Here is a 26073-nt window from a genome sequence, read left to right as displayed (position 1 = left end):
GGGATCGCTGACGTCAGTTCTTGCGCAGGGCAGGGGTGGTTACGCCGTCGGCCGTTGCCGCGACGTAGTTTTCAGGAAAGGCCAGCGCGCTCGACGACACCGGCTTGGCGGGTTTGCGCGGATCGACGGGCGCCGCCTTCTCGGCCACGCGCGCGGCGTCGTCGAGCATCTTCTCGACCTGGACCAGGACGTCGGCGCCGCGACGGGTCAGGACCGGCGGTGGGCCGGGCTTGATCTCCAGCGTTTTCGGCTGGCCGGCCTGCGCCATCGCGGCGGACGCGGGCTGCGGCGGCAGCTTCTCGCCCATGCCGACTCCGGGCAGCTCCTTGACCTCGATGCCCTGATGCGCTGCGACCATGATGTCGTGCCACGTCTGCGCCGGCAGCGAGCCGCCGGTCATACGGTTGGTCGGCGAATAGTCGTCATTGCCGTACCAGACCGCGCAGGTGAAGTTGCCGGTGTAGCCGACGAACCAGGCGTCCCGATAGGCATTGGTGGTGCCGGTCTTGCCGGCGGTCGGAATGCCGTCGAGTGCGGCGCGGCGTGCGGTGCCTTCGCTGACGACGTGGCTCATCATGCCCGCCATGTCGGCAGCAACCGAGGCCGGGATCGCCTGCTTCGGCTTCGGGCCGTCGCGGTCCCAGCGCCAGACCAGGTCGCCGCCGCCGGTGCGGACCTCGAGCACGGAATGCGGCGTCACCGCCTTGCCCTTGTTCGGGAAGGTCGCATAGGCGACCGCGTGCTCCAGCACCGTGACCTCGTCGGAGCCGATCGGCATCGACGGCGTGTCGGGCAGCGGCGCCTTGAGGCCGAAGCGCCGGGCGACCTCGATGATCTTGGCGCGGCCGGCCTTTGGTCCCTCCCTGCCGCCAAGCGCGATCGACAGCTTCACAGGCACGACGTTGATCGAGCGCGTGATCGCCTGCGTCAGCGTCACCGAGCCGGAATAAGAATGGCCATAATTCTGCGGGCACCAATTGCCGATGCAGACCGGACCGTCGACCACGATCGACGTCGGCTTGAAGCCGTTCAGCAGTGCGGTGGTGTAGACATACGGCTTGAACGACGATCCCGGCTGCCGGTAGGCGTCCACGGCGCGATTGAACTGGCTGGCGCCGTAGTCGCGGCCGCCGACCATGGCGCGGATGCCGCCGTCGAGGTCGGAGACGACAGTCGCCGCCTGGGTTGCGTGATAGTCGCGGCCGAACTGGCGCAACTGGTTCTCGATCGCCTCGTCGGCCGCATGCTGCACGGTCATGTCGATCGAGGTCCGCACCACGAAGACGCGCTCGGTGTAGGATTTCGGGAACGTGTCGACCAGCTTGCGCATCTCGTCGAAGGCGTAGTCGAGGAAGTAGTTCGGCGAGCTCTCATCGCGGCGGTCGACCGCGAAGGCCGGGTTGCGGCGGGCGCCGAACACCTGGCCTTCGGTCATGAACCCGGCGTCGACCAGATTGTCGAGCACGACGTTGGCGCGGGCGCGGGCGGCGGGCAGGTTGATGTGGGGGGCGAACTTGGTCGGCGCCTTGAACAGGCCGGCCAGCATCGCGGCTTCGGCGAGGTTGATGTCGCGCACCGACTTGTTGAAATAGAAGTGTGCCGCGCCGTCGACGCCGAAGGTGCCGCCGCCCATATAGGCGCGGTCGAGATAGAGCTTGAGGATCTCGTTCTTGGTCAGCCGGGTTTCCAGCCAGATCGCCAGGAACGCCTCGTTGACCTTGCGCTCGATGGTGCGCTCGTTGGACAGGAACAGGTTCTTGGCGAGCTGCTGGCTGATCGAGGAGCCGCCCTGGCGGACGCCGCCGGCCTGGGCGTTGGTGACGAGGGCGCGCGCCGTGCCGGCGATGTCGATGCCGAAATGATCGTAGAAGCGGCGGTCCTCGGTGGCGAGCGTCGCCTTGATCAGATTGTCCGGAAAGTCCTCCAGCGGGATCGAGTCGTTGTGCTTGATGCCGCGGCTGCCGATCGGGTTGCCGTAGCGGTCGAGGAAGGTGACGGCGAGGTCGGACTTCTTCAGCCAGTCCTCGTCGGCTGTTTCCCGGAAGGCGGGGATCGCGAGCGCCAGCATCAGCACCAGGCCGCCCAGCCCGATGGTGGCAGCCTCTGAGAACGGCTCGACGAACACCCAGCGCTTCCAGCCGCCGACATAGAAGCGGTCCATGAACGCCGAATAGCGTTCATACAGCTCGCGGGTGCCGCGCAGGGAGGAGAACAGCGCCGAATCGAAGCGGGCGTCGAGATCCAGGCGGAAATTGTTGATCCGCTTCTTCCAATCGTCTGGAATGATCTGCCGCACGGGAACCCTGGTCGTTTCGAAAGCGTGTCAGCTGGCTTCGAAAGCACTCAGCAACTGGGGCTGGGGGCCATCGAAGGGTCTTGCGCGATTGTTGCGGCAAACCCATGGCACTGCACAGTCAGCCGCCCGAACCCGAGCACCTGACCCCAAGCCGCGTTGCCGGCGCCGCGCCGGAGTGACTCAACTATGTATCTAGCCGAGCGGAGGTCACAAACCAATGGTTCCGCTCACAATTTGATGCACAAAGCTAACGTGCCGCCGTAATCGGCAAAGCCCCTTGCGCGGCTCGGGGCCGGGCACCTAGATGGCGGCCACGCCATGCCCTCCTTGAGAATCGCCCGATGACCGCACCGCTCAAACGTCCCTCGGGCCAGGAGGGAATGTTCTGGAAAACCAAGATCTTGGAAGAGATGTCCGAGGCAGAATGGGAAAGCCTGTGCGATGGCTGCGGGCGCTGCTGCCTGGAGAAGCTGGAAGACGAGGATACCGGCGACATCTACTTCACCCACATCTCGTGCAAGCTCTTGGATGCCGGGCTATGTGCCTGCAAGAACTACCCGAATCGTTCCGAACAAGTGTCGGATTGCGTTCGCCTGACGCCTGAGAACGTCCGCACCCTGACGTGGCTGCCGCCGAGCTGCGGCTACCGCCTCGTGGCCGAGGGGCGCGATCTCTACTGGTGGCATCCCTTGATCTCGGGCGATCCTCAGACGGTGCATGAAGCCGGCGTCTCGGTGCGCGGACGGGTCGAAGGGACCGAGGACGACGTTCCGGACGACCAGCTCGAGGACCACATCGTGCAATGGCCGGTGCTGCTGCCGAAGCGGGCCAAGCTGAAGCGACGGCCGAAATAGGCTCGATCACCTCGCGTTCGCAGCAAATCACGATGATGCGACCGTTCTCGTGCTGTCGGGATGCACCCATGCGCCCGGCCGGCTGCCGCGGGGGAAATTTATGCCTTAAGTAGTTCGCCAGTCAGCGAATCCGCGCGGCGTTGGTCGCGCCCGGCATAGCATTCATCCCATGAACAAGTTCGATCGGCAGAGCCATTGTCCTGCCGCGTCCCAATCCCTGCCCGAAGAGATCGCCGCCGAGCTGCCGGCCATTCCGCCGCAGGTGCAGGCGATCGAGGATGCGCCGCCGCTCGCGCCGCCCGTGCCGCTGACCCAGGCCGAGGTGCGGACCATCCTGATGAGCCTGCTGCTGACGATGTTCCTGGCCGCGCTCGACCAGACCATCGTGGCGACCGCGCTACCGACCATCGGCCGCGAGTTCCAGGACGTCACCAATCTCTCCTGGGTGATCACCGCCTACCTGCTGGCGTCGACCGCGGTGGCGCCGGTGTTCGGCACGCTCTGCGACATCTATGGCCGCCGCTCGATGATCATCACCGCGCTCAGCCTGTTCGTGGTCGGCTCGGTGGTCTGCGCGCTGGCGCCGAACATGCCGGTGCTGATCCTCGCCCGCGGCCTGCAGGGGCTGGGTGGTGGCGGCATCATGCCGGTGGTCCAGACCGTGATCTCCGACGTCGTCAGCCCGCGCGAGCGCGGCCAGTACCAGGCCTATTTCAGCGGCGTCTGGCTGCTCGCCGGCCTGCTCGGGCCGGTGATCGGCGGCTTCTTCGCCGACCATCTGCACTGGTCGATGATCTTCTGGATCAACGTCCCGCTCGCGATCGCCGCTCTCGCCTTGCTGCTGCCCAAGATGGGCCGGCTGCCGGTCTATCACCGGCTGCGCAAGGTCGACTGGGCCGGCGGCCTGCTGCTGATGGCCTCGGCCGTCGTGTTCATGCTGGTGCTGACCTGGGGCGGCCACAAGCTGGCCTGGCTATCGCCGACCCTGCTGGCGATGATCGGCAGCGCGGTGGCGCTGGGCTTGGCCTTCGTCTGGCACGCCAGACGGGCCGATGAGCCGTTCCTGCCGCTGTCGCTGATGGGCGGCACGGTCGTGCCCTACGGCATGCTGGCAAGCGGCTGCGCACTTGGCGCGCTGATCGGGCTCACGGTCCATCTGCCGCTCTATTACGAGCTGGTCTATCATTTGACGCCGAGCGAGGCCGGCCTCGGCCTGATTCCGATCGCGGCGATCTCGACCTTCGGTGCGGCGATTGCCGGCCGCACCATGGCCCGGGTCAGGCACTACAAGCGCGTCGCCATCGTGGGCACGATCATCGGCACCATCGCCGCCGCGGTCATGACGGTGACCACGCCCTCGCTCTGGGTGCTGATGGCGCTGCTGTCGATCTACGGCATCGGGCTCGGAACGGCGTTCCCGATCTCGGTGGTCTCGCTGCAGAACGCGGTGGACCGCTCCCAGATCGGCACCATCACCGGCGCGATGAACTTCTTCCGCTCGATGATGTCCTCGTTCACGGTTGCGGCCTTCAGCGCCATCCTGCTGATGGCGCTGGGCGCCGACATTTCGCTGGCGGAGGGCGCCCATGGCGCGGTCAGCGGCATCGCGGAAGCCGACATGATCCATGCCTTCCGCTTCGTCTATGCCGCGGCCACCGCGATGCTGGCCTGCGCCTCGGTCTGCATGATGCTGATGGAGGAGCGGCCGCTGGCCGGCCCGTCGCGCACCGAGCCGGTGGAGATGGCGGAATAGGAAAGACAGGTAGGGTGGGCAAAGGCGCCCGGCACAGCCGTTGTTCCAAGGCACCCTGTCGCGCGCGCCGTGCCCACCGTCGTCAAGCTCAGCCCGCGGCGAGATGGTGGGCACGGCGCCACCACGATGGGACGTGAGGAGAGAGCACAGCTGCGCCTTTGCCCACCCTACGGTTCGTCAGTTGGGGCCGCTACTCGCGCGGCTGAGGGATCTCGATGTTGTCCTGCCCGCGCGAGCCGTCGTCGAGCGATGACTTCACCAGACCAGCCTCGACGCGTTTCGCAAATTCGGTCGATCGGCCGTTCGCCAGCTCCCTGGCTTGGCTGATCCATCGCTCGCGCTCGATCCGTCCTGCGAACGCCAGATACGAGCCGACCCATTTGGCGTGCTCGGCGGTCCAGGCTGCGATCTGCTCGAAATGCCAGATGCCGAGGCCGTGCAGCCGGGCCTCGTTCTGCTTGCCGATGCCCTTGATGAGCTTGAGATCGTCGGCTTGCCCGCCGCGCGGCGCCGCCAGTCCGAGCGGGCGGGCGCCGCCATGGGTGTCCTCGTTCTCGACGGGCGGCATCAGCGCCGGCAGGTGGGCCAGGAGGTAGCTGGCCTCGTCCTCGCTCAGCGGCGCGTCGGCCTGATCATCGATCGTGATCGCGCCGGACTTCACCGCAGTCGAATGCGCGGTGTCGAGGCCCGCGGCGAGCAGCTTGGCCTGCGCGATCCAATGCTCGCGCTCGATCCGGCCGGGGAAGGCCATGTGATGGCCGACCCAGCTCGCATGGTCAGGCGACCACGCCGCGATCTGGCTGAAATGGTGGATGCCGATGTCGTTGAGGACGCGCTCGTTCTTGGGTCCGATGCCCTTGATCAGCTTGAGATCATCGGCGGCACCGTTGGGTGCGGGCAGGGCCGGCGGCCTGCCGTCGGCTGTGGCTGGGATCTCCGGCGCCGATGATGCGGCAACCTCGGCTGCAAGCCGTTCCGCCTCGGCGTCTGCGGCGAGGTCATCGGCTTCCGCCCTTGCGGCCGCGTCGGCGGCCAGGCGATCGGCCTCGGCCTTGGCGGTCGCTTCGGCCGCGAGACGCTGAGCCTCCGCCTCGGCTTTCGCGACGGCCTCCGCCGCAAGACGGTCTGCTTCGGCTTTCCCCGCTGCCTCAGCGGCCAAGCGTTCAGCTTCGGCCTTTTCGGCCGCTTCTGCCGCAACACGATCGGCCTCTGCTTTCGCGGCTGCTTCCGCAGCGAGGCGGTCGGCCTCGGCTTTCGCGGCGGTCTCCGCAGCAAGGCGCTGGGACTCGGCGTTCGCCGCCGCCTCGGCAGCGAGACGTTCGGCTTCGGCCTTCGCTGCGGCTTCAGCCGCCAGACGATCAGCTTCGGCCCTTGCCGTGGCTTCCGCGGCGAGCTGCTCAGCCTCGGCCTTTGCGGCCGTTTCGGCGGCTAGACGCTCGGCCTCCGCCCTTGCAGCGGCTTCGGCCGCAACACGTTCGGCTTCAGCTTTCGCGGCGGCTTCAGTGGCGAGGCGATCGGCCTCGACGCTGGCTGCGGCTTGCGCAGCCGGGGATGGGCTGTCCGCCCAAGGACTGGCCGCCGCCGGTGCGCCGGCGAACGCGACGCTGTGTCCTGGACCGCCCGGAGACATCGCACTGGTGTCACCCAGCCCGACATAGTCCTTGAGCTGTCCGCCGATCAGGCAGCCGAGCACATAGGCGCCGACCATCAGCAGGCCGACCTCGAGCCACAGGCCGGCACGTCCGGGCAGCACGCTCAGCAGCGCCATCACGATCCCGATGACGAGGGCGAGCGTCGCCGGCAGCAGCCAGCTTCTCAGCCAATCCGGCCGCGGCGCGTCCGACCAGGTGCGCCAGCCGACAAAGCCGCCGATGCCGACGGCGAAGATGATCCAGAACGGAAATGTCGCAAGGTCGTACATCATGATGTCAGCGCCTCACTTGACGACGAATTCGATGCGGCGGTTCTGCGCGCGGCCTTCGGCCGTGTCGTTGGAGGCGACCGGCTTGGTCTGGCCGTAGCCTTCCGAGGTCATGCGCGAGGTGTCGATGCCGGCGTCGCCGATATAGCCGACCACCGCGGCAGCCCGGCGCTTGGAGAGGTCCATGTTGTTAGCTTCGTCGCCGACATTGTCGGTGTGGCCTTCGATCGCGATCTCGGCGTCCTTGCAGCGCTGCGCAACCTCGATCAGGTGATCGAGCAGCGCCAGCGACTCGCGGCTGAGCTCGGCGCTGCCGGTGCTGAAGCGGACGCGGCCCTTGGCGAGCAGCCCGTTGAACGCCGGCTGGCACTCCGCGACCGCGAGTGGCGGGCTTTCCGGCTTGAGGCCGATCTTGACGTCGTCGAGCTTGAAGCCGCTGCCGACCGCATCGGCGAGCTCCTTGCGGACCTGCTCTGCCGACTTGTCGTAGATGGCGAGCCCGTCGACCGTGATCGCCGCGTCCTTCGCCGTCAGCGCACCCGACCACAGCCGCGCCAGCGCCGGGAACGTCGCCTTCAGCGACTGCACGTAATCCTTTGGCGCACCGTCGCCGATCTTCAGGCCGTCCTCGACCGTCTCGGTGATGAACGTCGACGTGGCGGCGTCGACGAGATCGCGGCGGGCGGCATCATCAGGCACGTAGCCGCTCAGCATGACACGGCCGTCCTGCTTCTGCAGTCCGAACGCGTAAGGCGAGACCGGGCCGTCGCGGACGTCGATGGACGCGAGCGCAAACGGCGCGGGCAGGGCGCCGGCCAGTTGCTCGCGCACGGCTGCGCCGGTGACGTTGGCGAGTCCGACGCCCCTGAGCGAGACCTGGGTGTCGTTGATCTCGGCGCGCCCCTGCGAAAGCCGGGCGAGCTGCTGCAGCAGGCTCGCGCTCGCTTTGGCAAGGTCGCCATCCGGGGCGCCGCGGGCGATGCCGATCTGGCTCTTGATCGGCTTGCCGTCGAACTGTCCGCTGGCGGAGCCCAGCATCGCATCGCGGGTCGCTCCGCTCGGCGCGAGACCTGTGAGGCTCAAGCCGGTGCCGTCGAACTCCGCCGACCAGCGATAGGGCTTGATCTCCGGCGGCAGAATGTCGGCCTTCGCCAAGGTCAGCCCGGTCGGCAGCTTGCCGACACCGGCCATCGTTTCGTCATAGGCGGCGGTCGAGGGCGCCTCGCCCGAAATCGTGTAGGTGGCGTCGGAGATGACGACGCGGCCCGTGCTCAGCCTGGTGAGCTCCGTCAGCGCATAGGACGTGTAGGCACCAAAATCGCCAGCAGGCGCGCCACGCGCGATCTGCATGTGATGCATCACCGACGCGCCGGGCCAGGCCTTGATCGCGGCGGCCTCGAGCGCGCGCCTGATGTCGTCATTCGGAACGACGCCGGACATCACCAGCGTGTTGCTCTCGCGAACCGCGCTCCAGATGAACGGTTTTGCCTCCGGCGGCAGGATCGCGACCTTGTCGAGCACGGCGCCGCCCGGCAACTGCCGCGTCGCGGCGATGGCGGCCTCATAGGCGTCCGACGATGCGGCGGCACCTGCGATCGAATAGGCCTTGTCCGCGAGCGCGAACGCGCCGCCGTTGAGCTTGGCGGCCTGGACCGATCCGTGGCTCGCGATGGCCGCGAAGTCGGCCGGAGCTCCCAGCGCATAGCCGAGGCGATCGACCACCTCACCGCCGGACGAACGGACGGCATTGAGCACGGCATTCCGAACGGCGGGCGTCGGCACCGCGCCTTCGAGCACGAGCTGGCTGCCGTTTCGCGTGGCGCGGAAGGCATACGGTTTCGGTGTCGGCAGCTTGTCGTAGGTGCCGTCGACGAGCCGAACGCCGTTGACCGACGCGGCGTCCTCCAGTTTCGTCGACTGATCGGGACTGAACTCCGGCCCTTCGATGCGAACGTCACGCCCCGCGACAGAGACCTTGAGAGCCGCGGCTGTGTCGGGGACGGCGGCGGCAACGGCGGCACGTGCCCGCGGTGCGATATCGTCCTCGACCCCCGCCGTCTTGAAGCTCATGGCCGCGAGCCACAGCACGGCAACAGCGATCAGTCCCGCCCACCATTTCGATGGTTGATGCATGTGAGAGCCCCTCGTTTCCCCACCTGCGCCCGGTTCACCCGGATCGTTCCGTTGTCATGAACCACGTGTCGAGCCTATCAGAACAGCTCTCGGAGACCAGCCGTCGGCACGTTGTGTGTTTCAATATGCACAAGCTGCGAGAGCGTCGCCGTCTGCGAGCTTCGCACCGCACCCGATCGTCCTCAAGGTGCGATCAAAGTGTGACCGTTCGACGACGAACATCGCAGGCGCGCAGCCTTCGCGGCTACGCCGCTCGCATCACTCCTCCAGCGCCCGGCGCAGGCGGCGGATGATGACGCCGCGGGCGCGATCGTCGGCGGCCTGCTCGATCCGCTCGTGGATGTCGAGCAGCAGACCCGACATGTCGTTGTGCCAGTCCAGCCGGGTGACCGCCTCCGGCGCCAGCCGCCGTCGGCGCGCGACGTCGAGCGGCGTCGGCACTGCGCTCGTCAGCTCATAGACGTCGTCGAGCAGGGGCGAGAACACTTTCGCCGCCGGCACGATCCGCTCGGCGACGCGCGTCGCCAGCGCCGCGATCGCAGCGTCCTCGCCGTGGGACAGGAAGAGGCCGCGCGCGATCGGGCGGCGGGCCGCGATCCAGCGCGCGATCTCGGCGCCGTCGGCGTGGCCGGAATAGTCGTCGATCATGCGGATGCGCGCCGCGACCTTGATCTCCTCGCCCTGGATGCGCACCGCCTTGACGCCGTCCTGCAGGAAGCGCCCAAGCGTGCCGTTGGCCTGGTAGCCGACCAGCAGCACGGTGGCGCGGCTGTTCCACAGCCAGCGCTTGAGATGATGGCGGATGCGACCGGCATCGCACATGCCGCTGGCGGCGATGATGATGTGGAAGCCGGTCAGCTTGGCGATCGCCTTGCTTTCATCGACGGTCTCGGTGAAGCGCAGATGCGACGACGACAACAGACGGCCGACATCGCTGCCGCCGTCGAGGCTCTCGGTGTGCGCGCGAAACACCTCGGTGGCGTGGATCGCCAGCGGCGAATCCAGAAACATCGGCGCGGCCGGAATCTCGCCTCGCTCCATCAGGCCGACCAGATCGACGATCAGCTCCTGCGTCCGTTCCACCGCGAAGGCCGGGATCAATAGCGCGCCCTGGGCCGCCGCCGCGTCGCGCACCTCGCCGGCCAGACGGCCGCGGCGCAGCTCCGGCGTGGTCGGCTCACGGATGCGGTCGCCATAGGTCGCCTCCGAGATCACGTAGTCGAAGCCCTCGGGCGCTTTCGGATCCGGCTGCAGCAGCTTGGCGTCGGGCCCGACATCGCCGGAGGCGAGCAGCCGCAGCGGCGCGCCGTCGGCGCCTTGTCCTGCGAATTCGATCTCGATCGAGGCCGAGCCCAGCAGATGCCCGGCATTCCAGTAGCGGGCGCGGACGCCGGGAATGATATCGGTCCAGGTCTCGTAGGGGACGGCTTGGAAGTATTGCAGCGCGGCGATGGCGTCGTCCTGGGTGTAGATCGGGCTGACCTCGCCGCGGCCGCGCGCGGTGTTGCGGCGGTTCAGCGCCAGCACCTCCTGCTCCTGGATGTTGCCGGCATCGGGCAGCATCCAGGAGCAGAGATCGATGGTGCCGCGCGTCGCGAAGATCTTGCCGTCGAAGCCCATGCGCACCAGTTTCGGCAGCAGGCCGCTATGGTCGATATGCGCATGCGTCAGCAGCACTGCGTCGATATCGGCGGGACGGAATGGGAAGTCGCCGTAATTGAGCTCCTTCAGCGTCTTCTGACCCTGGAACAGGCCGCAGTCGATCAGCATCTGTCCGTTGTCGGTCCGGACCAGATAGCAGGACCCGGTGACGGTGTGCGCCGCACCGCAGAATCGAACGGTCACACTCATGCGGCGGTCTCCCGAGGACGATGGATCGATGCTCGACGACGGTTCATCACGAACGACCGTTCGCGCCGTCGGCGAAGCTATAGCCGTGGTTGGCGGCGGCCGCGGCTGCGGCCAGATCATGCTCCGACGGATCGCAGGTGAACACGCGATAGAGTGGCTCACCCCGGTCGACACGATCGCCGATCTTCCTGAACAGCATGATCCCGGAGCCCTTGTTCACGGGCGCGCCGGCGGTGCGCGCGAGGCGATTGAGCCGCAGGCAATCGATCGCGGAGACGATACCGTCGTGTTCGGCCTTGACGTCGAAGGCGAGATCACCGAGCTCGCTGCGGCATTCCGGTGGGCCCTGCGCATCGATGATCTTCAGCATCTGCTTGAGCGCCGCGCCGCTGTCGAGCAGCTCGCGCGCCCTGTTATAGCCGGCGCCGCCGCGCAGCTTCGGATCATATTCGAGCAGATGCGCCGCCAGCCGCAGCGATTTCTCGCGCAGGTCAGCCGGGGCCGACGGCTCGTTGCCCAGCACCGCCATCACGTCGCGCGCCTCCAGCACCGGCCCGATGCCGTTGCCGATCGGCTGGCGGCCGTCGGTGGTGATCACCTCGACCTTGAGACCGAACCTGTCGCCGACGAACTCGAACAGCTTGCGCAGGCGCATCGCCTCCGCGCCGCTGGTCAGCTTGGCGGTCGGGCCGACCGGCAGGTCGAGCAGCAGATGCGTCGAGCCGGCAGCGAGCTTCTTCGACATGATCGAGGCGACCATCTGCTCGCGGGTATCGAGGCTGAGCGGGCGCTCGACCGAGATCAGGATGTCATCGGCCGGCGACAGGTTGACGTGGCCGCCCCAGATCACGCAGCCATTGCAGGCGGCGACGATCGATTTCATCTCCTCCGCGCCGACATTGACCCGCGCCAGCACCTCCATCGTGTCGGCGGTGCCGGCCGGCGAGGTGATCGCACGCGAGGAGGTCTTCGGGATGGTCAGGCCGTGGGCGGCGACGATCGGCACCACCACCATCGAGGTGCGGTTGCCGGGGATGCCGCCGATGCAATGCTTGTCGACCACGACCGGGTCCGGCCATTTGAGCTGAGTGCCTGCATTGGCCATGGCGCGCGTCAGCGCCAGCAGCTCACCCGAGGTCATGAAGCTGGCCGACCCGATCAGGAAGGCTGCGATCTCCATGTCCGAATAGCGGTAGTGGGTGAGGTCCTCGATCACGGCAACGATCGCCTGGTCGCTCAAGGTCTCACCCCGGATCTTGGCCCGGACCGCCTCCATGCTGTCGGGCGGCGTCGCGGGCGACACGGTCGCGAGCGTGCCGGCCGGCTCGGCAAAGCGCCGCAGCGCCGGCTCCGACAGGCCGATCTCGTCGGGCCCGATCAGTGCGTCGTCGTCGGTGATCAGGAGTGTGGCCAGCAGCGTCCGCGAGTTGCAGCGCAGCTCGACGCGGCTGAAGCCGCGGAAGACCTCGGGCCGCAGCGCCTTCGAGCGGCGGGAGATCACGACAACGTTCTCGCGGCCGGTGTCGAGCGCGACGCTGCGGATCTTGAGCTGGGGGCGGGCGGAATCTGTTGTGCTCATGGCGACCAGGATAACCTTTAAGGCGGTCCACGCCATCGCCGTTGACCCAGATCATGACGTGGCATCTGGCGGATAAGCCGAATTTTTTCTGAATGTGTCGGACGAGGATTCAGCGGCTCGGCTCTGCCGCCAGCCGGCCGGGGGCCGCGGACTGAGAATAAAGCGAAGCAAGTTCAGTTGCTTGCACTCCGGTTCGGATCTCGGAGGTCGGGTGAGGGCGGGCCTGCGATCGAATGCCGGCTCCGAATCTGGGCCGCGCAGGTACCTCATCGGGTTAACCGATTGTTCAAGCCGATGACGGAGGGTTTCCGGCGGGGCGTCCATCCCGGCCTCGGCGCGCCCTTCCGGCGCGTCAGATGATCGAGCCCGACCGGAGAGGTAGATGCGGCAGTTGATTGCGAGCTTCCTGAAGAATCAGGCTGGCGCGACCTCAATCGAATACGCCATCATTGCCGGCGGATTGAGCATCGTGATCCTGGCGGCCGTCAATGGCCTGGGCTCGGGGCTGAGCAGCAAGTTCACCGCGATCAACACCTCGATCAAGTAGAGCCCGCCGGTCAAATTGCCGCGCGATCAAGTCGGCGCGTGATCAACTCATTGGCCGAATCAACTCATTGGCCGATCAAGTCACAGGCGTCGTGATTGTGCACGACGCCTGCTGCATTGTGCCCCATCCCATTCTGTTGCATGCGACGCGCCGCCAGTCTCCACGAACGAAGCTTCCGGCGGGGGCATCGCCGGAAGCTCGTCGAGCAGTCAGAGGTTCAACAGCCCAGCTTCAAAAGTTGCGCTGGGCGCGCAGCAGCATGCTCACCGTGTCCTGGTCCTTGAGCTGGTAGATCGCGGCCGGCTTCGCCGTGCTCGTGACGGCCGGAGCAATCGCCGTGCCCGAATATTTCTGGTCGAGGTGGCTGTAGGTCACGTCGGCCGAGAAGGTCAGGCCCTTGACCGGCGTCCATCGGGTGATGAGGCCGATCTGTCCGAGATTGAAGTCGGGGTTGCAGGTCGAGCCCGCCGTCAGCATCGCGGTGGCGGCAATGCCGGCACAGATGAGGCTCGATCCCGTCTGGCCATAGCGCACCTGGGCATAGGCGCCGTACAGCGCCGTATTCCAGCGCGGATCCCAATTGTGGGTGAAGGCGCCGCGCATGCCCCAGGTCTGCACGGTCGACAGGCCCGTGCCGGTGCCGAACACCGCGTCGGCGACGCCGGCGAAGCCGATGCTCTGATAGGCGCCGGCTACGTTGGTGCCGCCGTACATCGCGTAGGTCGTGTTGGCGAGGCTCTGGAAGTTGTAGCGGCTAGCGCCGTCGGTGTAGACCGCCTGCAGGTTGACGACGTCGCCCGGACCGGTCGGGATGTTCTTGATCGACAGCGCCAGTTGCGCGGCCCAGCCCCACTTGTCGGAGGGATGACCCGAGGTCTCGGTCGCACCGTAATAGGCGGCATGATTGTCATGCGCGGCGAACGACGCCTGGAAGATGCCCCACGCCTGGTCGACGCGAACCATGCCGATGATGTCGGGAGACACCGTCCCGCCGAAGCTGCTCGAGCCATAATTGCCGCCGAGCACGCCGGCCGCGGTGATGCCCGACGTGTTCCAGATGTTGGTGGTGAAGAACTGCGTCTGGTCTTCCAGCGAGACCGCGGCGGTGATGCCCTGGCCGAAATCGGCGGTATAGGTGAACTGGTTGACGCCGTTGTTGGAGCCGCTGCCGCCAACCAGGCCGTCGAAATTGTTGCCGGGATAGTTGGTCCAGGGCGCGTCGAAGGTCGACACCGCCTTGCCCATCGTGAAGCCGGCGAACTGAATGAAGGCGTAGTAGACGCCGACGATGCCGCCCGAGATGGCATCGCCGGTGTAGGAGGTGGCGCCGGCGCCCGCGCCGCCATAGGAGCCCGAAGTCCAGTTCAGCACGGTCTCGAAGTAGGTGCGCACCACGCCATATTCGGTCGCGGTGCGCGTATCGATGTTCAGATCCTGGCGCGAACGGGTCTGATAGCGGTTGCTCAGGCGGTTGTCTGCGCCGGCCTGGCCTGAATAGGCGCCACCGTAATTGCTGTTGGTCCACAGCGCGGTCTCGGCGCGCAGATAGCCGCCGAGCTTGATGCAGGTGTCGGTGCCGGGAATGTAGTAGAAGCCGGTGCCGTACAGCGAGCACACCTTCACATATTCGACGGCCTTGGCCTTCAGCGGAAGATCCGCGGCCTGCGCCGCCGCGGCGGACAGTATCACTGCTCCCGTTCCGAGTAGCAGGCCCCTCAACGTCTTCATTTCCGTTTCTCCGGTTGACGGCGATGCACACGGCCCCCCGCGTGTCGCCTCTGGCTTCGCCAGATTGCTGCTCTCACACATTTGATTCCGGCGACGGCTTGATCGGCGCGACTGGCGGAATGGTTGAATGCAGTGTGCATGAGCCAATTTCGATTTGATGAATGTGCTCTGCTTGTTCGAGGCACACTCGATCGTCGTTAACACGCTGCTCGCACGCACCAGCGTCGACGCGGTCACGCCGCGGTTTTGGCCTCGCTGTGTCAATTTGTTAATGGTGATAATCGTGAATAGGTTAGATGGGAATCCCGAACAATCCCGCTGCACATCGCAAACTGCGCGCATCATGGCGTTTCGCAGCGTCGCTGCCGACGCGCGAATGATCTCTCCGGCCTCGCACGTGATCTCAGCGGCGGTTGGGCTCGACGTGCATCGACGTTCGATGTGACGTCGCTGCTACCAACCCGTGTGCGCCGTAATCCGCCGCGCGCGTCATCGCGTCCAGGGTGACGCCGCTGCGCCAGCGCTTGACGAAGTCGAGAAAGACCTGCAGCGGCATCGGCGGTTGCCGGCGGCTCGGATGGTACAGGAACAGTCCGGGCGTCGCGTAGCTCCAGCCGGGCAGCAGCCGCATTAGCCGTCCTTCGGCCAGATGCGGCTCGATCATCGGCTCGACGAGATAAGCGACGCCGATGCCGTCGAGTGCGGCATTCAGCGCGAGATCGAAGTCGTTGACGATGAGGGAGCCGTCCACAGCAATCTCGGTGCGCTCGCCGCCCTTTTCGAAGATCCAGGGCTGCAGCGTATCGTCGGCAGGGACCCGATGCCGGATGCAATTATGGGCCTGGAGATCCTCGGGAACGGCCGGCGCGGGATGCGCCGCGAGATAGCCGGGGGCGGCAACCGCAACGAAGCTGCACTCGTCGAAGACGCGGATGACCTTCATGTCGCGCTCCACCCGGTGTCCGGATCTGATGCCGGCATCAAAGCGATTGCGCACGATGTCACTGTTGGTGTCGTCGACAGCCAGTTCGATATGGATGTCCGGGTATTCGGCCAGGAATGACCTGATCAGGGGGCCGAGCCCCCTTACGGCGAACACGCGGGATACGGTCAGGCGCAGGGTGCCCATCGGCTTGTCGCGGAACGCGTTGATGCTCTCGATGGCCTGGTCGACCCGTTCGAGAATCGGCTGGATCTCCGCCAGCAGGCGCTCGCCGGCCTCCGTGAGGGCCACGCTGCGTGTCGTCCGGTTGAACAGCCTGACGTCCAGCCGCTCCTCGAGGCTCTTGATGGTCTGGCTGATGGTGGGCAAGGAGCAGCCGAGATAAGCGGCGGCCTTGGTGAAGCTCAACGAATCCGCGACGGCTGCGAAAGCGGAGAGCTCGGACAGCTGAACCCGTGCCATCGCTAGGCGTACTGCGCCCGGCGTTGGTCCGTATCGTGCTGAAACATCCATATCCCCCTGATACGCCGCGTCGTGCGGCTGGGACGACTTCGCCAGCGTCGTCCCGACCGACCAGGCACATCAATCTTCCATCAGGAAGCTGTACGCCCGGATCACCATCCCGCGCCGCAGAGCTAGGCGCGACGTGATCATTCCGCAAGCATCGGAGCGATGTCGACACGATCACAAATCCGCGCCTGATCGCTGGATCACCGTCGCAGGATCAACTTACCTGACCAAGGCAGATGTTTCCGCCGTGAATGGGACGGCGGCGATCGATGCGGTGTCGTTGGTGGATGACAGACCCGTGGCCACGCGCGGTGTGGCGTGCCCGCTGCAACACCTGGAACTCGCGGCAGTCGCGGCCGAGTGACCGTTATGCAGAGGACCCGTACGACGTGCAGAGATCCGGAGGTCGCTCGCCGTATCGAAGCCTCAACTCGCTTTGCGTGAGCGTGCGGTGGTTCGCACGGGCTTCTCCGACTTCTTCGGCTCCTCGGCCTTCTTCGTCTCGTCCTTGGCCTTCTTGCCGCTGATCGGCAGCAGCATCTCGCGCTGGCCTTCGACGCGCTTCTTCGGCTTCTTGGCCTTGGCCTTCGGCGCGGGGGCGGCCGCGGCGGGCGCCTTGTCACCCTCGCTGGCAAGGCTGCGCTTCAGGGCGTCCATCAGGTTGATGACGTTGCCGCTCGACTTCGGCGCGGCCTTGGCGGCGATCGTCACGCCGCTGCGCTTCTTGTTGATGAGCTCGATCAGCGCGGCCTCGTAGTGATCCTCGAAGTTCTCCGGCTGGAAGTCGGCCGATTTCTTCTCGACGATGTGCTTGGCGAGATCCAGCATGTCGCTGGTGATCTTCACATCCTGGATGTCGTCGAAATATTCTTCCTCGTTGCGCACTTCGTAGGGGTAGCGCAGCAGCGTTCCCATCAGGCCCTTGCCGAGCGGCTCCAGCGCGATGATGTGCTCGCGGTTGGTGAGCACGACACGGCCGATCGCGACCTTGTCCATGCTGCGGATGGTCTCGCGAATGACTGCGAAGGCGTCATGGCCGACCTTGCCGTCAGGGACGAGGTAATAGGGGCGGATCAGATAGCGGCTGTCGATGTCGGTGCGCGGCACGAACTCGTCGATCTCGATCGTGTGCGTCGATTCCAGCGCGATGTCCTCGAGCTCGTCCTTGGTGACCTCGATGTAGGTGTCGGTGTCGACCTTGTAGCCCTTGACGATGTCGTCATTGGCGACTTCCTCGCCGGTCTCGGCATCGACCCTGCTGTATTTGATGCGGTGGCCGGTCTTGCGGTTGATCTGGTTGAAGGAGACCTTCTCGGACTCCGACGTCGCCGGATAGAGCGCGACCGGACAGGTCACGAGCGACAGGCGCAGAAAACCCTTCCAATTGGCGCGCGGGGCCATGACCTACTCCACTTAACTCCGAACTAACGGCTTGCTCCGAACCGGGCTGCTGCGGACGTCGTTCTCGCGGCAGCCGCGAGGATAACACCCGAGGCTGCGGATTCAACAAGCTGGCCGGCAGATTCTCGGATCGGCGTTAACCCGTCGCAGGGGGGGCGCCGTACCGGAACATCACCTGGCTGCCGACGTTGCCAACGAGAGTGCGTGACAGAGCGCTTTACCGCTCGAACGCGGATAACAGTCAGCTGAGGGCACCATGGCAGCCAGACGACCGACGCAGATCGTCGAGACCCCCACCGAAGCGCGGCAGGGTGAGCCTGGATCGTCCGTCCTGGCGATCCTGGCCATCTCCACCGGACTGGCGCTGCTGGTCCTTGGCCTGGTCTGGTTCGTGTTCTTCCGCACGTGACACGAGGACCGTTCGACCCGCTCCGTTGCGTGGCTGGGGAGGGGACCCGGGGAGCACGTCCGTCCGCGTCCCCGCGGGTCCGCGTTCAAGCCCCGCCATCGGTGCGGCGGGTCTTCACATGCCCATCCTCCAGAGCTTATATCCGCCCCAATTCTGTCGGCCCTTGCCGGCGGTCCCGATCGAGATGACCAAAAAGTAACTTGGTCGCTCGGGTTCCGTTCATGCACGGTTCACGGCCTTCCGGTTCATCTTGAGGGCGGAAATCGTGCAGTTCAGCTCTGGAGGCAAGCGTGCGTCTGCTCGTTGTCGAGGACGATCCGGATCTCAACCGTCAGCTCACCACGGCCCTGAGCGACGCCGGCTACGTTGTGGACCGTGCGTTCGATGGTGAGGAAGGGCACTATCTGGGAGACAGCGAGCCCTACGACGCTGTCGTGCTGGACATCGGCCTGCCCAAGATGGACGGCATCTCAGTGCTGGAAGCCTGGCGGCGCAATGGCCGGGCGATGCCCGTGCTGATCCTGACCGCGCGCGACCGCTGGAGCGACAAGGTCCAGGGCTTCGACGCCGGTGCCGACGACTATGTCGCCAAGCCGTTCCATCTCGAGGAAGTCCTGGCGCGCATCCGCGCGCTGCTGCGCCGCTCGGCCGGCCATGCCCAGAGCGAGCTGACCTGCGGGCCGGTCACCCTCGACACCCGCACCGGCAAGGTCAGCGTGTCAGGCAACCCCGTCAAGATGACCTCACACGAATACCGCCTGCTGTCCTATCTGATGCATCATTCCGGTCGCGTCGTCTCGCGCAGCGAGCTGGTCGAGCATCTCTACGACCAGGACTTCGACCGCGATTCGAACACGATCGAGGTGTTCGTCGGCCGCATCAGGAAGAAGCTCGACTGCGACGTCATCCAGACCGTGCGCGGCCTCGGCTACCTGCTGACCCCGCCGCCGGCCGCAGGCGCCTGATCCATTTCCGGAGCCAGCCATTCGAGGTGGCCGGGCGCCGGCCGTTTCGCTAGTTTGCGGTCATGCGCCAGAGTTCACTTGCCACCCGGTTGTTCCTGTCCGCGACCGCGTGGCTCGTGGTCATTCTCGCCATCACCGGCATCGTGCTGTCCTCGGTCTATCGCAACGCGACCGAGCGCGCCTTCGACCGACGGCTCAACCTCTATCTGCGCACCCTGATCGCCGAGGTCGCCACCCCCGATGATCCGCCGGACCGCCAATTCCAGTCATTGGGCGAGCCACTGTTCGAGCTGCCGCTGTCCGGCTGGTACTGGCAGATCACCCGTACCGACGCCGAGAAGCCGGAGGTACGGGCCTCGCGCTCGCTGTGGGACAAGAAGCTGCCCAAGCTGGAGGAGCAGGGGGTCGAGCTCACGGCGGCCGGGATCCGGATCGGCTATGTCGAGGGGCCGGAGAACCAGGACCTGCGCATGGTCGAGCGCCCGGTGGATCTCGGCTCCGACGGCAAATTCCTGGTCAGCGTCGCCGGAGATGCCTCGGAGATCTTCGACGAGACCCGCAGCTTCGACTATTACCTCGGCGGCACCTTCACGGCGCTCGGGATCGTGCTGCTGCTCACGACCATCTTCCAGGTCCGCTATGGCCTCGCGCCGCTGAAACGCATCTCCGAATCGATCGCCGACATCCGGTCCGGGCGCGCCGAGCGGCTGGAAGGGGAGTTTCCGGTCGAGATCGCGCCGCTGGCCCGCGAAACCAATGCGCTGATCGATGCCAATCGCGAGATCGTCGAGCGGGCGCGCACGCATGTCGGCAATCTCGCCCATGCCATCAAGACGCCGCTCTCCGTCATCGTGAATGAAGCGGCGACCCATGCGGCGGACCCCTTCGCGGCCAAGGTCATGGAGCAGGCGGACGTCATGCGCGACCAGGTCGCCCACCACCTCGAGCGGGCGCGGATCGCCGCGCGCGTCACCATCGTATCCACCGTGACGGAGGTGGCGCCGGCCATCGAGGCGCTGCGGCGCACCATGGAAAAGATCTACCGCGACCGCAGCATCGTGGTCGAGGCGACCGCCGATCCCGCCGCGAGGTTTCGCGGTGAGCGCCAGGATCTGGAGGAGATGGTCGGCAATCTGGTCGACAATGCCTGCAAATGGGCGGCTTCGCGGGTTTCGGTCGAGCTCACGGTGGAGCCGCCGGCCCAATCCGGGGCGTCGCCGATGCTGCGGATCGTGGTCGACGACGATGGCCGCGGCCTCTCGGCCGCCGAGCGCGCCCAGGTGCTGCGGCGCGGCCAGCGGCTGGACGAATCCAAGCCGGGATCGGGGCTCGGGCTGTCGATCGTCACCGATCTGGCCGCGCTCTATGGCGGCCGCCTGACCCTGGGCGATGCCCCGACCGGGGGACTGCGGGCGGAGCTGAGATTGCCCGGCGTTTGACGGGGCGGCGAATTTCGCCATCCTAAAGGTGTTCTTAATACCGCGGACGCTATGGTTCGGGCAGGGGTGCGCGATGTGCGCTCTCGCCGTGGAAATTTGCACGCCGGCGCATGGGTCAGACAGCTCACGAGCGGTTAAGGGAATATCTCGGGCAGCTGCCGCCGAACGCGCAGTCGCTCCTGATGCGCGAATTCGAGCGCGCCATCGAGCGCGGCCAGGACGTCGCCGTGGCGACCCTGGTGCTCGAGCAACTGCGCAAGGTGGTGCGTCCCGTCGCGCCGCCGGCTCCCGCGCCAACAGCCGACCCGGCGCGGCCCCAACCCGCCATCGAGATCGCCCGTCCGCAGGCCCGCGAGGAGCGCCGCCAGAGCGGCGATGGCCCGCGTCGGCTGTTCCGGCCGCTCGACCCGTTCCTCACCGATTCCACCGGTCCTCTCCGTCCCGGCCAGATCCGCCGTGCCTCGCTGCTGCCGGTCTGGCAGTGGCTCGGCCGCGAAGGGGCGCCGGAGCGCTACGCCGAATTCGAGGCCGCGATGGCGGTCTCCAGCGACAGTTCGCGCGAGGTCGAGATGGCCGCGCGCAAGCTGCAGCGCGCCGCCGCCGACGCGCTGATGAACCTCGTCGGCCCCAACGCGACCGGCGACCGCCAGCGCGCGCTGGCCCGCATCGGCGCGCCCAGCGTGATCGAGGATCTCCTGCCGATCGGGCTGGTGCTGCAGAATCGCGAGGCGCTCGACGGCCTCAACGGCCGGCTGCCCGGCATCATCCGCGTGCTCGGCGATTCGCAGATTGCTTCCGTCACCGAAGCCATCAACGTGCCGTCGCTGCAGACGCCCTCGATGCTGCCGTTCGCATTGTCGCTGGTGATGCAGCGGCTCGCCGCGCCCTGGCAGATCATCCGGCTCGCCACCAAGATCGCGGCATCGGACGACGAGATCCGCGTGGCGGCGACCCCGTTCGGCGTCGCCGTCACCATCGCGCTCAACGATCTCGCCGGGCTCGCCTCGGTGCTGCGCGCCGACATCCGGCGCGGTCATTTCTCCAATCTCGGCGATACGCTGAAGACGCTGCATGACGGCGTTCGCGGCCTGCGCACCGAGCTCGACCTGCGCTCGGAATCGAACTGGGGCAAGCAGCTCACCGCGATCCGCGCCGACATCTCCAATGCCCTGCAATCGGAGATCGACAGCGTGCCGGGCCGCGTCCGCCGCATCCTGCGCCAGCGCGCCGACAAGGACATTCCGGCCGGCGCCGGCGTCGACGGCAGCGAGGTCGAGGAGGTGGCGGCGCTGATCGAGTTCGTCGCCGTCTGCCGCAACTATGCCAGCGAGCTCGCGATCAACGAGGTGACGCTGCGGACCTATTCCGACCTGCAGCAATATGTCGAGAAGGCCACCGAAGCGCTGGTGCAGTCGCTGCGCTCGGGCGATGCGCGGGCGCGCGCCTATCGGCAGTCGCAGGTGTCGGCGGCGATCCGCTTCTGTCACGTCCTGTTCGGCAACGACTACGCCCAATTGATGAGCAGGGCGGCCGAGAACGCGATGAACGGCGAACGAAAATCCTCGCGCGCCGGCTGAGATTTTCTGCTAATCTGTTTACGTTTTTGATTTTGCAATTTCAAGTTGACCCCGCCCCGGGGCCACGCATAGGTTCCCGCCAGGTTCCATCCTTTTTCATCAAGACCATGATTTCCGTCATCAACTTCGTCGAGGTCGAGAACCGCGTCGTTCGCGCGACCTATCGCAACCTCATGATCAAGGCGAAGGTCGTGCTCGTCGACAAGACGAGCGGGGCGCCACTCGCCGATCCCGTCATCACCATCGCCTCGCCGGTCCCGGTCGGGTCGCTGCGGATCAGGCTCACCGACCATGTCAGGCCGGGGACCTATTTCCTGGTGGCCCTGAACGGGCGCGGCAGCTATCTCGCCAAGAGCGCCGAGTTCGAGGTCCTCTAATTACGTAATCCTCCTGAGTTTTTCGGCGCGGACGGCTGGGCTACCACGGCGGCAAATGTGAATTGCCGCCGGGAACGGTGCTGGTTAAAAGCGGCGCGAGGCGCGCCTGCCGGTGGGCGCTGACTGGAACTCTGTCCGATGACTCTCTGGTTCGTGTTCGCCGTGATGACGGCCGCGGCGATCTTCGCCGTCCTGCTGCCGCTCGGCCTGGGCGCGCGGGCCTCGTCGGACGGTCGCGAGGTCGTCGTCTACAAGGACCAGCTGGCCGAGATCGAGCGCGACGTCGAAACCGGGCTGATCGGCAAGGTCGAAGCGGAGGCCGCGCGGGTCGAGATCAGCCGCCGCCTTTTGGCCGCTGCGGACCAGGAGGGCGAGGCCACGGTGAAGCCGAGCCTCGGCCTGCGCCGCGCGTCGGCCGTGCTGGCGCTGATCGGCGTGCCGATCGTGGCGCTCGCGGTCTATTTGCCGCTCGGCTCGCCGCAACTGCCGGATTTCCCGCTCACCGCGCGCGCGGCGCCGCCCACCGGGACGCAGCCGCTGGAAACGCTGGTGGCGCAGGTCGAGCAGCATCTGCAGAAGAATCCGACCGACGGCCGCGGCTGGACCGTGCTCGCCCCGGTGCTGGCACGGCTCGGCCGCACCGATGACGCGATTCGGGCCTATCGCAACATGATCACCTATGCCGGCGACGGCGCGGCCAAGCGCGCCGATCTCGGCGAGGTGATCACGGCCGCCGCCGGCGGCGTCGTCACCGCCGAGGCGAAGGCGGAGTTCGAGCGGGCCCATGCGCTCGAGGCCGACGAGCCGAAGTCGAACTACTACCTCGGTCTCGCCGCCGAGCAGGACGGCCGCAAGGACGATGCGGGCGCGATCTGGCGGGCGATGCTGGGCAAGGCGCCGGCGGATGCGCCGTGGCGGCCGCTGGTGACGGCGGCGCTCGGCCGGGTCGGCGGCGGCGAGGTGCCGGCGCTGCCGAGCGAGGCGATGGCCGCGGCCAAGAGCATGAGCGACGGTGACCGCGAGACGATGATCCGCGGCATGGTCGACCGGCTGGCGGCGCGGCTGAAGCAGAATGGCGACGACGTCGAGGGCTGGCTGCGCCTGGTGCGCGCCTATGTCGTGATGGGCGATCTCGACAAGGCCAAGGGGGCGCTGTCGGATGCGCGGCAGGCGGTGTCCGGCGATGCCGAGCGGTTGCGGCAGCTCAACGAGGGCGTGAAGACTTTCGGCTTGGATGGATGAGCGGCGCTTCCGCCGCCAACGGGATGACGGGATGACACGCAAGCAGAGGCGTTTGACGATCATCGGCGGTGCGCTGTTCGTGCTCGCGGTCGCGGCAGGGCTGGTGCTCAACGCGCTGCGCGACTCCATCGTGTTCTTCTCGACCCCGACCATGGTGGCGGAGAAGCATATCGGCCCGGGCAAGCGCTTCCGGCTCGGTGGACTGGTGCAGCCGGGCTCGCTGAAGCGCGGCGACGATCTCGACATCAGCTTCGAGGTCGCCGACGGCGGCGCCAAGCTGCCGGTCGCCTACAAGGGCATCCTGCCGGACCTGTTCCGCGAAGGGCAGGGCGTTGTCGCCGAGGGCGCGCTCGATGCCAACGGCGTGTTCAAGGCCGACACCGTGCTCGCCAAGCACGACGAGACCTACATGCCCAAGGAAGTCGCCGACAGCCTGAAGAAGCAGGGCCATTGGAAGGACGATTACGGCAAGCCGCAAGCCGGCGCCAAGCCAGCCGGCGCAGCCACACCAAGCCCGGTGTCGATGCGCGAGGGAGCTGACAAGAGCGCGGCAGGAGCGACGCAGTGATTGCAGAGAGCGGACATTATGCCCTGGTGCTGGCGCTCGCGCTGGCGCTGATCCAGTCCACCGTGCCGATGCTCGGCGCCGCCCAGCGCGACGTCGCGCTGATGAATGTCGGCCGCTCGGCGGCGCTGGCGCAATTGCTGTTCGCCGGCCTGTCCTTCATCGCGCTGATCACCCTGCACGTGACCTCGGATTTCTCCGTCGCCAACGTGTTCGAGAACTCGCACTCGATGAAGCCGCTGCTCTACAAGGTCACCGGCGTGTGGGGCAACCACGAAGGCTCGATGCTGCTGTGGGTGTCGATCCTGGCGCTGTTCGGCGCCATGGTCGCGGCCTTCGGCAACAACCTGCCGCTGTCGTTGCGCGCCCGCGTCCTCGCCGTGCAGGCCTGGGTCGCGACCGCGTTCTATCTGTTCATCCTGACCACCTCGAACCCGTTCACGCGCCTCGCCACCCCGCCGATCGAGGGCCGCGACCTCAACCCCGTCTTGCAGGACATCGGGCTCGCCGTGCATCCGCCGATGCTCTATCTCGGCTATGTCGGCTTCTCGATCTCGTTCTCCTTCGCCATCGCAGCCCTGCTCGAAGGCCGCATCGATGCCGCCTGGGCGCGCTGGGTGCGACCGTGGACCCTGATGGCCTGGATCTTCCTGACGCTCGGCATCGCCATGGGCTCGTACTGGGCCTATTACGAGCTCGGCTGGGGCGGCTGGTGGTTCTGGGACCCGGTCGAGAACGCCTCGCTGATGCCCTGGCTCGCCGGCACCGCGCTGCTGCACTCCGCCGTCGTCATGGAGAAGCGCAACGCGCTCAAGGTCTGGACCATCCTGCTGTCGATCCTGACCTTCTCGCTGTCCCTGCTCGGCACCTTCCTGGTGCGCTCCGGCGTCATCACCTCGGTCCACGCTTTCGCCAGCGATCCCACGCGCGGCGTCTTCATCCTCGGCATCCTCGTGCTGTTCATCGGCGGCAGCCTCACGCTGTTCGCCGGCCGCGCCACCGCGCTGAAGCAGGGCGGCCTGTTCGCGCCGATCTCGCGCGAGGGCGCGCTGGTCTTGAACAATCTGCTGCTCACCGTGTCCTGTGCCACCGTGCTGTTCGGCACGCTCTATCCGGTCATCATGGAGGCGCTCGACTTCAAGCTCTCGGTCGGCGCGCCCTTCTACAACATCACCTTCGGCCCCTTGTTCGCGCTGCTCTTGCTGATGGTGCCGTTCGGCCCGATGCTGGCCTGGAAGCGCGGCGATCTCGTCGCTGCGATGCAGCGGCTGCTCGCGGCTGGCGTCACCGCGCTGGTGGCGATCGCGATCGCCTGGGCCTGGGCGCGCGGCGGCAGCGCGCTGGCGCCTGTTGGCATCGGCCTCGGCGTGTTCGTGATCACCGGCTCCGTCGTTGATCTGGTCGAGCGCAGCGGCGTGGCCCGCGTGCCGTTCAGGACCGCGCTGCACCGGACCCGCGGCCTGCCGCGCTCGGTGTGGGGCACGGCGTTCGCGCATGCCGGCCTCGGCGTCGCGCTGCTCGGCATCGTCTGCGAGACCACCTGGAACAGCGAGCTGATCAGCACGCTCCGTCCCGGCGACGTCCGCAATCTCGCCGGCTACCAGATCAAGTTCGACGGCATGACCCAGCGCCAGGGCCCGAACTTCAGCGAGGTCGTCAGCACCTTCGTCATCAGCGAGGACGGCAGGCAGCTCAGCGTCCTGACGCCGAGCAAGCGCAGCTTCGCCACCCGCGGCATGTCGACGACGGAAGCGGCGCTGATGACCCGCGGCGTCAGCCAGCTCTACGTCTCGCTCGGCGATGCCACCGCCGACGGCGGCCTCGCCGTGCGCATCTATCACAAGCCGCTGGTGCTGCTGATCTGGTTCGGTCCGGTGCTGATGGCGTTCGGCGGCCTGCTGTCGCTGTCCGATCGTCGTCTCCGTGTCGGTGCGCCGCGGCCGGCGCGTGCCGCGCACGCGCTGCAGCCGGCGGAGTAGGGCG

Annotated in this window: 20 protein-coding genes; 12 read left to right on the top strand and 8 right to left on the bottom strand. The window is 66.8% G+C overall.

Going from position 1 to position 26073, the window contains the following annotated elements:
- Positions 1-13: 13 nt before the first annotated feature.
- On the bottom strand, positions 14-2296 hold the full coding sequence (locus tag QX132_RS20605) for a PBP1A family penicillin-binding protein (protein ID WP_315756480.1): 2283 nt from the start codon (positions 2294-2296) through the stop codon (positions 14-16).
- A 341-nt stretch (positions 2297-2637) separates the two neighbouring features.
- On the opposite strand from QX132_RS20605, the gene QX132_RS20600 reads away from it, so the two are divergent.
- Entirely contained in the window at positions 2638-3150 is a 513-nt protein-coding gene (locus tag QX132_RS20600) for a YcgN family cysteine cluster protein (protein ID WP_316162694.1), read from the top strand.
- Between the two features lie 169 nt (positions 3151-3319).
- Positions 3320-4903: an MDR family MFS transporter gene (locus QX132_RS20595; protein WP_316162692.1), complete on the top strand. Its 1584-nt coding sequence runs from the start codon at positions 3320-3322 to the stop codon at positions 4901-4903.
- Between the two features lie 190 nt (positions 4904-5093).
- Here QX132_RS20595 and QX132_RS20590 read toward each other — a convergent pair whose 3' ends face one another.
- From QX132_RS20590 to QX132_RS20575, 4 genes are all read right to left on the bottom strand, one after another.
- Positions 5094-6827: a cell envelope biogenesis protein TolA gene (locus tag QX132_RS20590; RefSeq protein ID WP_316162691.1), complete on the bottom strand. Its 1734-nt coding sequence runs from the start codon at positions 6825-6827 to the stop codon at positions 5094-5096.
- Positions 6828-6839: 12 nt separating this feature from the next.
- On the bottom strand, positions 6840-8957 hold the full coding sequence (locus QX132_RS20585; RefSeq protein ID WP_316162690.1) for an OmpA family protein: 2118 nt from the start codon (positions 8955-8957) through the stop codon (positions 6840-6842).
- Between the two features lie 258 nt (positions 8958-9215).
- Positions 9216-10808: an MBL fold metallo-hydrolase gene (locus QX132_RS20580; protein WP_315739845.1), complete on the bottom strand. Its 1593-nt coding sequence runs from the start codon at positions 10806-10808 to the stop codon at positions 9216-9218.
- A gap of 46 nt (positions 10809-10854) precedes the next feature.
- A complete protein-coding gene (locus QX132_RS20575) occupies positions 10855-12387 on the bottom strand; it encodes a thymidine phosphorylase family protein (RefSeq protein ID WP_315739844.1) in 1533 nt (510 codons plus the stop codon).
- Positions 12388-12769: 382 nt separating this feature from the next.
- On the opposite strand from QX132_RS20575, the gene QX132_RS20570 reads away from it, so the two are divergent.
- The gene (locus QX132_RS20570) at positions 12770-12934 is read left to right on the top strand and encodes a Flp family type IVb pilin (RefSeq protein WP_315716136.1); all 165 of its coding nucleotides are present in this window, start codon (positions 12770-12772) and stop codon (positions 12932-12934) included.
- Positions 12935-13165: 231 nt separating this feature from the next.
- Here QX132_RS20570 and QX132_RS20565 read toward each other — a convergent pair whose 3' ends face one another.
- Positions 13166-14662 (bottom strand): porin, encoded by a 1497-nt coding sequence (locus QX132_RS20565; protein ID WP_315756474.1) that lies wholly within the window; start codon positions 14660-14662, stop codon positions 13166-13168.
- Positions 14663-15065: 403 nt separating this feature from the next.
- Entirely contained in the window at positions 15066-16067 is a 1002-nt protein-coding gene (locus tag QX132_RS20560) for a LysR family transcriptional regulator (protein ID WP_315798398.1), read from the bottom strand.
- A gap of 184 nt (positions 16068-16251) precedes the next feature.
- Between QX132_RS20560 and QX132_RS20555 the strand changes: the two genes are divergently transcribed.
- Positions 16252-16479: a hypothetical protein gene (locus QX132_RS20555; RefSeq protein WP_316162687.1), complete on the top strand. Its 228-nt coding sequence runs from the start codon at positions 16252-16254 to the stop codon at positions 16477-16479.
- Between the two features lie 62 nt (positions 16480-16541).
- On the opposite strand, the gene QX132_RS20550 is transcribed toward QX132_RS20555, so the two are convergent.
- Positions 16542-17516 carry a Ku protein gene (locus tag QX132_RS20550; RefSeq protein ID WP_315739842.1) on the bottom strand — a complete coding sequence of 325 codons (975 nt, stop codon included), beginning with the start codon at positions 17514-17516 and terminating at the stop codon, positions 16542-16544.
- Between the two features lie 256 nt (positions 17517-17772).
- Here QX132_RS20550 and QX132_RS20545 point away from each other — a divergent pair, with 256 nt between their 5' ends.
- The 8 genes from QX132_RS20545 (at position 17773) to QX132_RS20510 (ending at position 26069) form a co-directional block, all read left to right on the top strand.
- Entirely contained in the window at positions 17773-17925 is a 153-nt protein-coding gene (locus tag QX132_RS20545) for a hypothetical protein (protein ID WP_316162685.1), read from the top strand.
- 290 nt (positions 17926-18215) lie between these two features.
- Complete coding sequence (locus QX132_RS20540) at positions 18216-18890, top strand: response regulator transcription factor (RefSeq protein WP_006614547.1); 675 nt, start codon at positions 18216-18218, stop codon at positions 18888-18890.
- Positions 18891-18952: 62 nt separating this feature from the next.
- The gene (locus tag QX132_RS20535; protein ID WP_315739840.1) at positions 18953-20329 is read left to right on the top strand and encodes a sensor histidine kinase; all 1377 of its coding nucleotides are present in this window, start codon (positions 18953-18955) and stop codon (positions 20327-20329) included.
- A gap of 110 nt (positions 20330-20439) precedes the next feature.
- Entirely contained in the window at positions 20440-21906 is a 1467-nt protein-coding gene (locus QX132_RS20530) for a hypothetical protein (protein ID WP_315798372.1), read from the top strand.
- 107 nt (positions 21907-22013) lie between these two features.
- Positions 22014-22283 (top strand): hypothetical protein, encoded by a 270-nt coding sequence (locus QX132_RS20525; protein WP_316162683.1) that lies wholly within the window; start codon positions 22014-22016, stop codon positions 22281-22283.
- 138 nt (positions 22284-22421) lie between these two features.
- On the top strand, positions 22422-23525 hold the full coding sequence (gene ccmI / locus QX132_RS20520) for a c-type cytochrome biogenesis protein CcmI (RefSeq protein WP_315739837.1): 1104 nt from the start codon (positions 22422-22424) through the stop codon (positions 23523-23525).
- Between the two features lie 31 nt (positions 23526-23556).
- Positions 23557-24093: a cytochrome c maturation protein CcmE gene (gene ccmE / locus QX132_RS20515; RefSeq protein ID WP_315756469.1), complete on the top strand. Its 537-nt coding sequence runs from the start codon at positions 23557-23559 to the stop codon at positions 24091-24093.
- Positions 24090-26069 carry a heme lyase CcmF/NrfE family subunit gene (locus QX132_RS20510; RefSeq protein WP_316162681.1) on the top strand — a complete coding sequence of 660 codons (1980 nt, stop codon included), beginning with the start codon at positions 24090-24092 and terminating at the stop codon, positions 26067-26069. The genes ccmE and QX132_RS20510 overlap by 4 nt, the downstream gene beginning before the upstream one ends.
- The last annotated feature ends 4 nt before the right edge of the window (positions 26070-26073 follow it).

Source organism: Bradyrhizobium sp. SZCCHNRI20481, assembly GCF_032485055.1.
GTDB lineage: Bacteria > Pseudomonadota > Alphaproteobacteria > Rhizobiales > Xanthobacteraceae > Bradyrhizobium.
Note: the sequence above shows the minus strand (reverse complement) of the source record. Positions and strands in the feature narration are given on the sequence as shown.

Bases quoted from the DNA above. Each gene is read 5' to 3' on its own strand.
- QX132_RS20600 (WP_316162694.1), top strand. From the start codon at position 2,638: ATGACCGCACCGCTCAAACGTCCCTCGGGCCAGGAGGGAATGTTCTGG.
- QX132_RS20595 (WP_316162692.1), top strand. From the start codon at position 3,320: ATGAACAAGTTCGATCGGCAGAGCCATTGTCCTGCCGCGTCCCAATCC.
- QX132_RS20590 (WP_316162691.1), bottom strand. From the start codon at position 6,827: ATGATGTACGACCTTGCGACATTTCCGTTCTGGATCATCTTCGCCGTC.
- QX132_RS20585 (WP_316162690.1), bottom strand. From the start codon at position 8,957: ATGCATCAACCATCGAAATGGTGGGCGGGACTGATCGCTGTTGCCGTG.
- QX132_RS20580 (WP_315739845.1), bottom strand. From the start codon at position 10,808: ATGAGTGTGACCGTTCGATTCTGCGGTGCGGCGCACACCGTCACCGGG.
- QX132_RS20575 (WP_315739844.1), bottom strand. From the start codon at position 12,387: ATGAGCACAACAGATTCCGCCCGCCCCCAGCTCAAGATCCGCAGCGTC.
- QX132_RS20570 (WP_315716136.1), top strand. From the start codon at position 12,770: ATGCGGCAGTTGATTGCGAGCTTCCTGAAGAATCAGGCTGGCGCGACC.
- QX132_RS20565 (WP_315756474.1), bottom strand. From the start codon at position 14,662: ATGAAGACGTTGAGGGGCCTGCTACTCGGAACGGGAGCAGTGATACTG.
- QX132_RS20560 (WP_315798398.1), bottom strand. From the start codon at position 16,067: ATGGCACGGGTTCAGCTGTCCGAGCTCTCCGCTTTCGCAGCCGTCGCG.
- QX132_RS20550 (WP_315739842.1), bottom strand. From the start codon at position 17,516: ATGGCCCCGCGCGCCAATTGGAAGGGTTTTCTGCGCCTGTCGCTCGTG.
- QX132_RS20545 (WP_316162685.1), top strand. From the start codon at position 17,773: ATGGCAGCCAGACGACCGACGCAGATCGTCGAGACCCCCACCGAAGCG.
- QX132_RS20535 (WP_315739840.1), top strand. From the start codon at position 18,953: ATGCGCCAGAGTTCACTTGCCACCCGGTTGTTCCTGTCCGCGACCGCG.
- QX132_RS20530 (WP_315798372.1), top strand. From the start codon at position 20,440: ATGGGTCAGACAGCTCACGAGCGGTTAAGGGAATATCTCGGGCAGCTG.
- QX132_RS20525 (WP_316162683.1), top strand. From the start codon at position 22,014: ATGATTTCCGTCATCAACTTCGTCGAGGTCGAGAACCGCGTCGTTCGC.
- ccmI (WP_315739837.1), top strand. From the start codon at position 22,422: ATGACTCTCTGGTTCGTGTTCGCCGTGATGACGGCCGCGGCGATCTTC.
- ccmE (WP_315756469.1), top strand. From the start codon at position 23,557: ATGACACGCAAGCAGAGGCGTTTGACGATCATCGGCGGTGCGCTGTTC.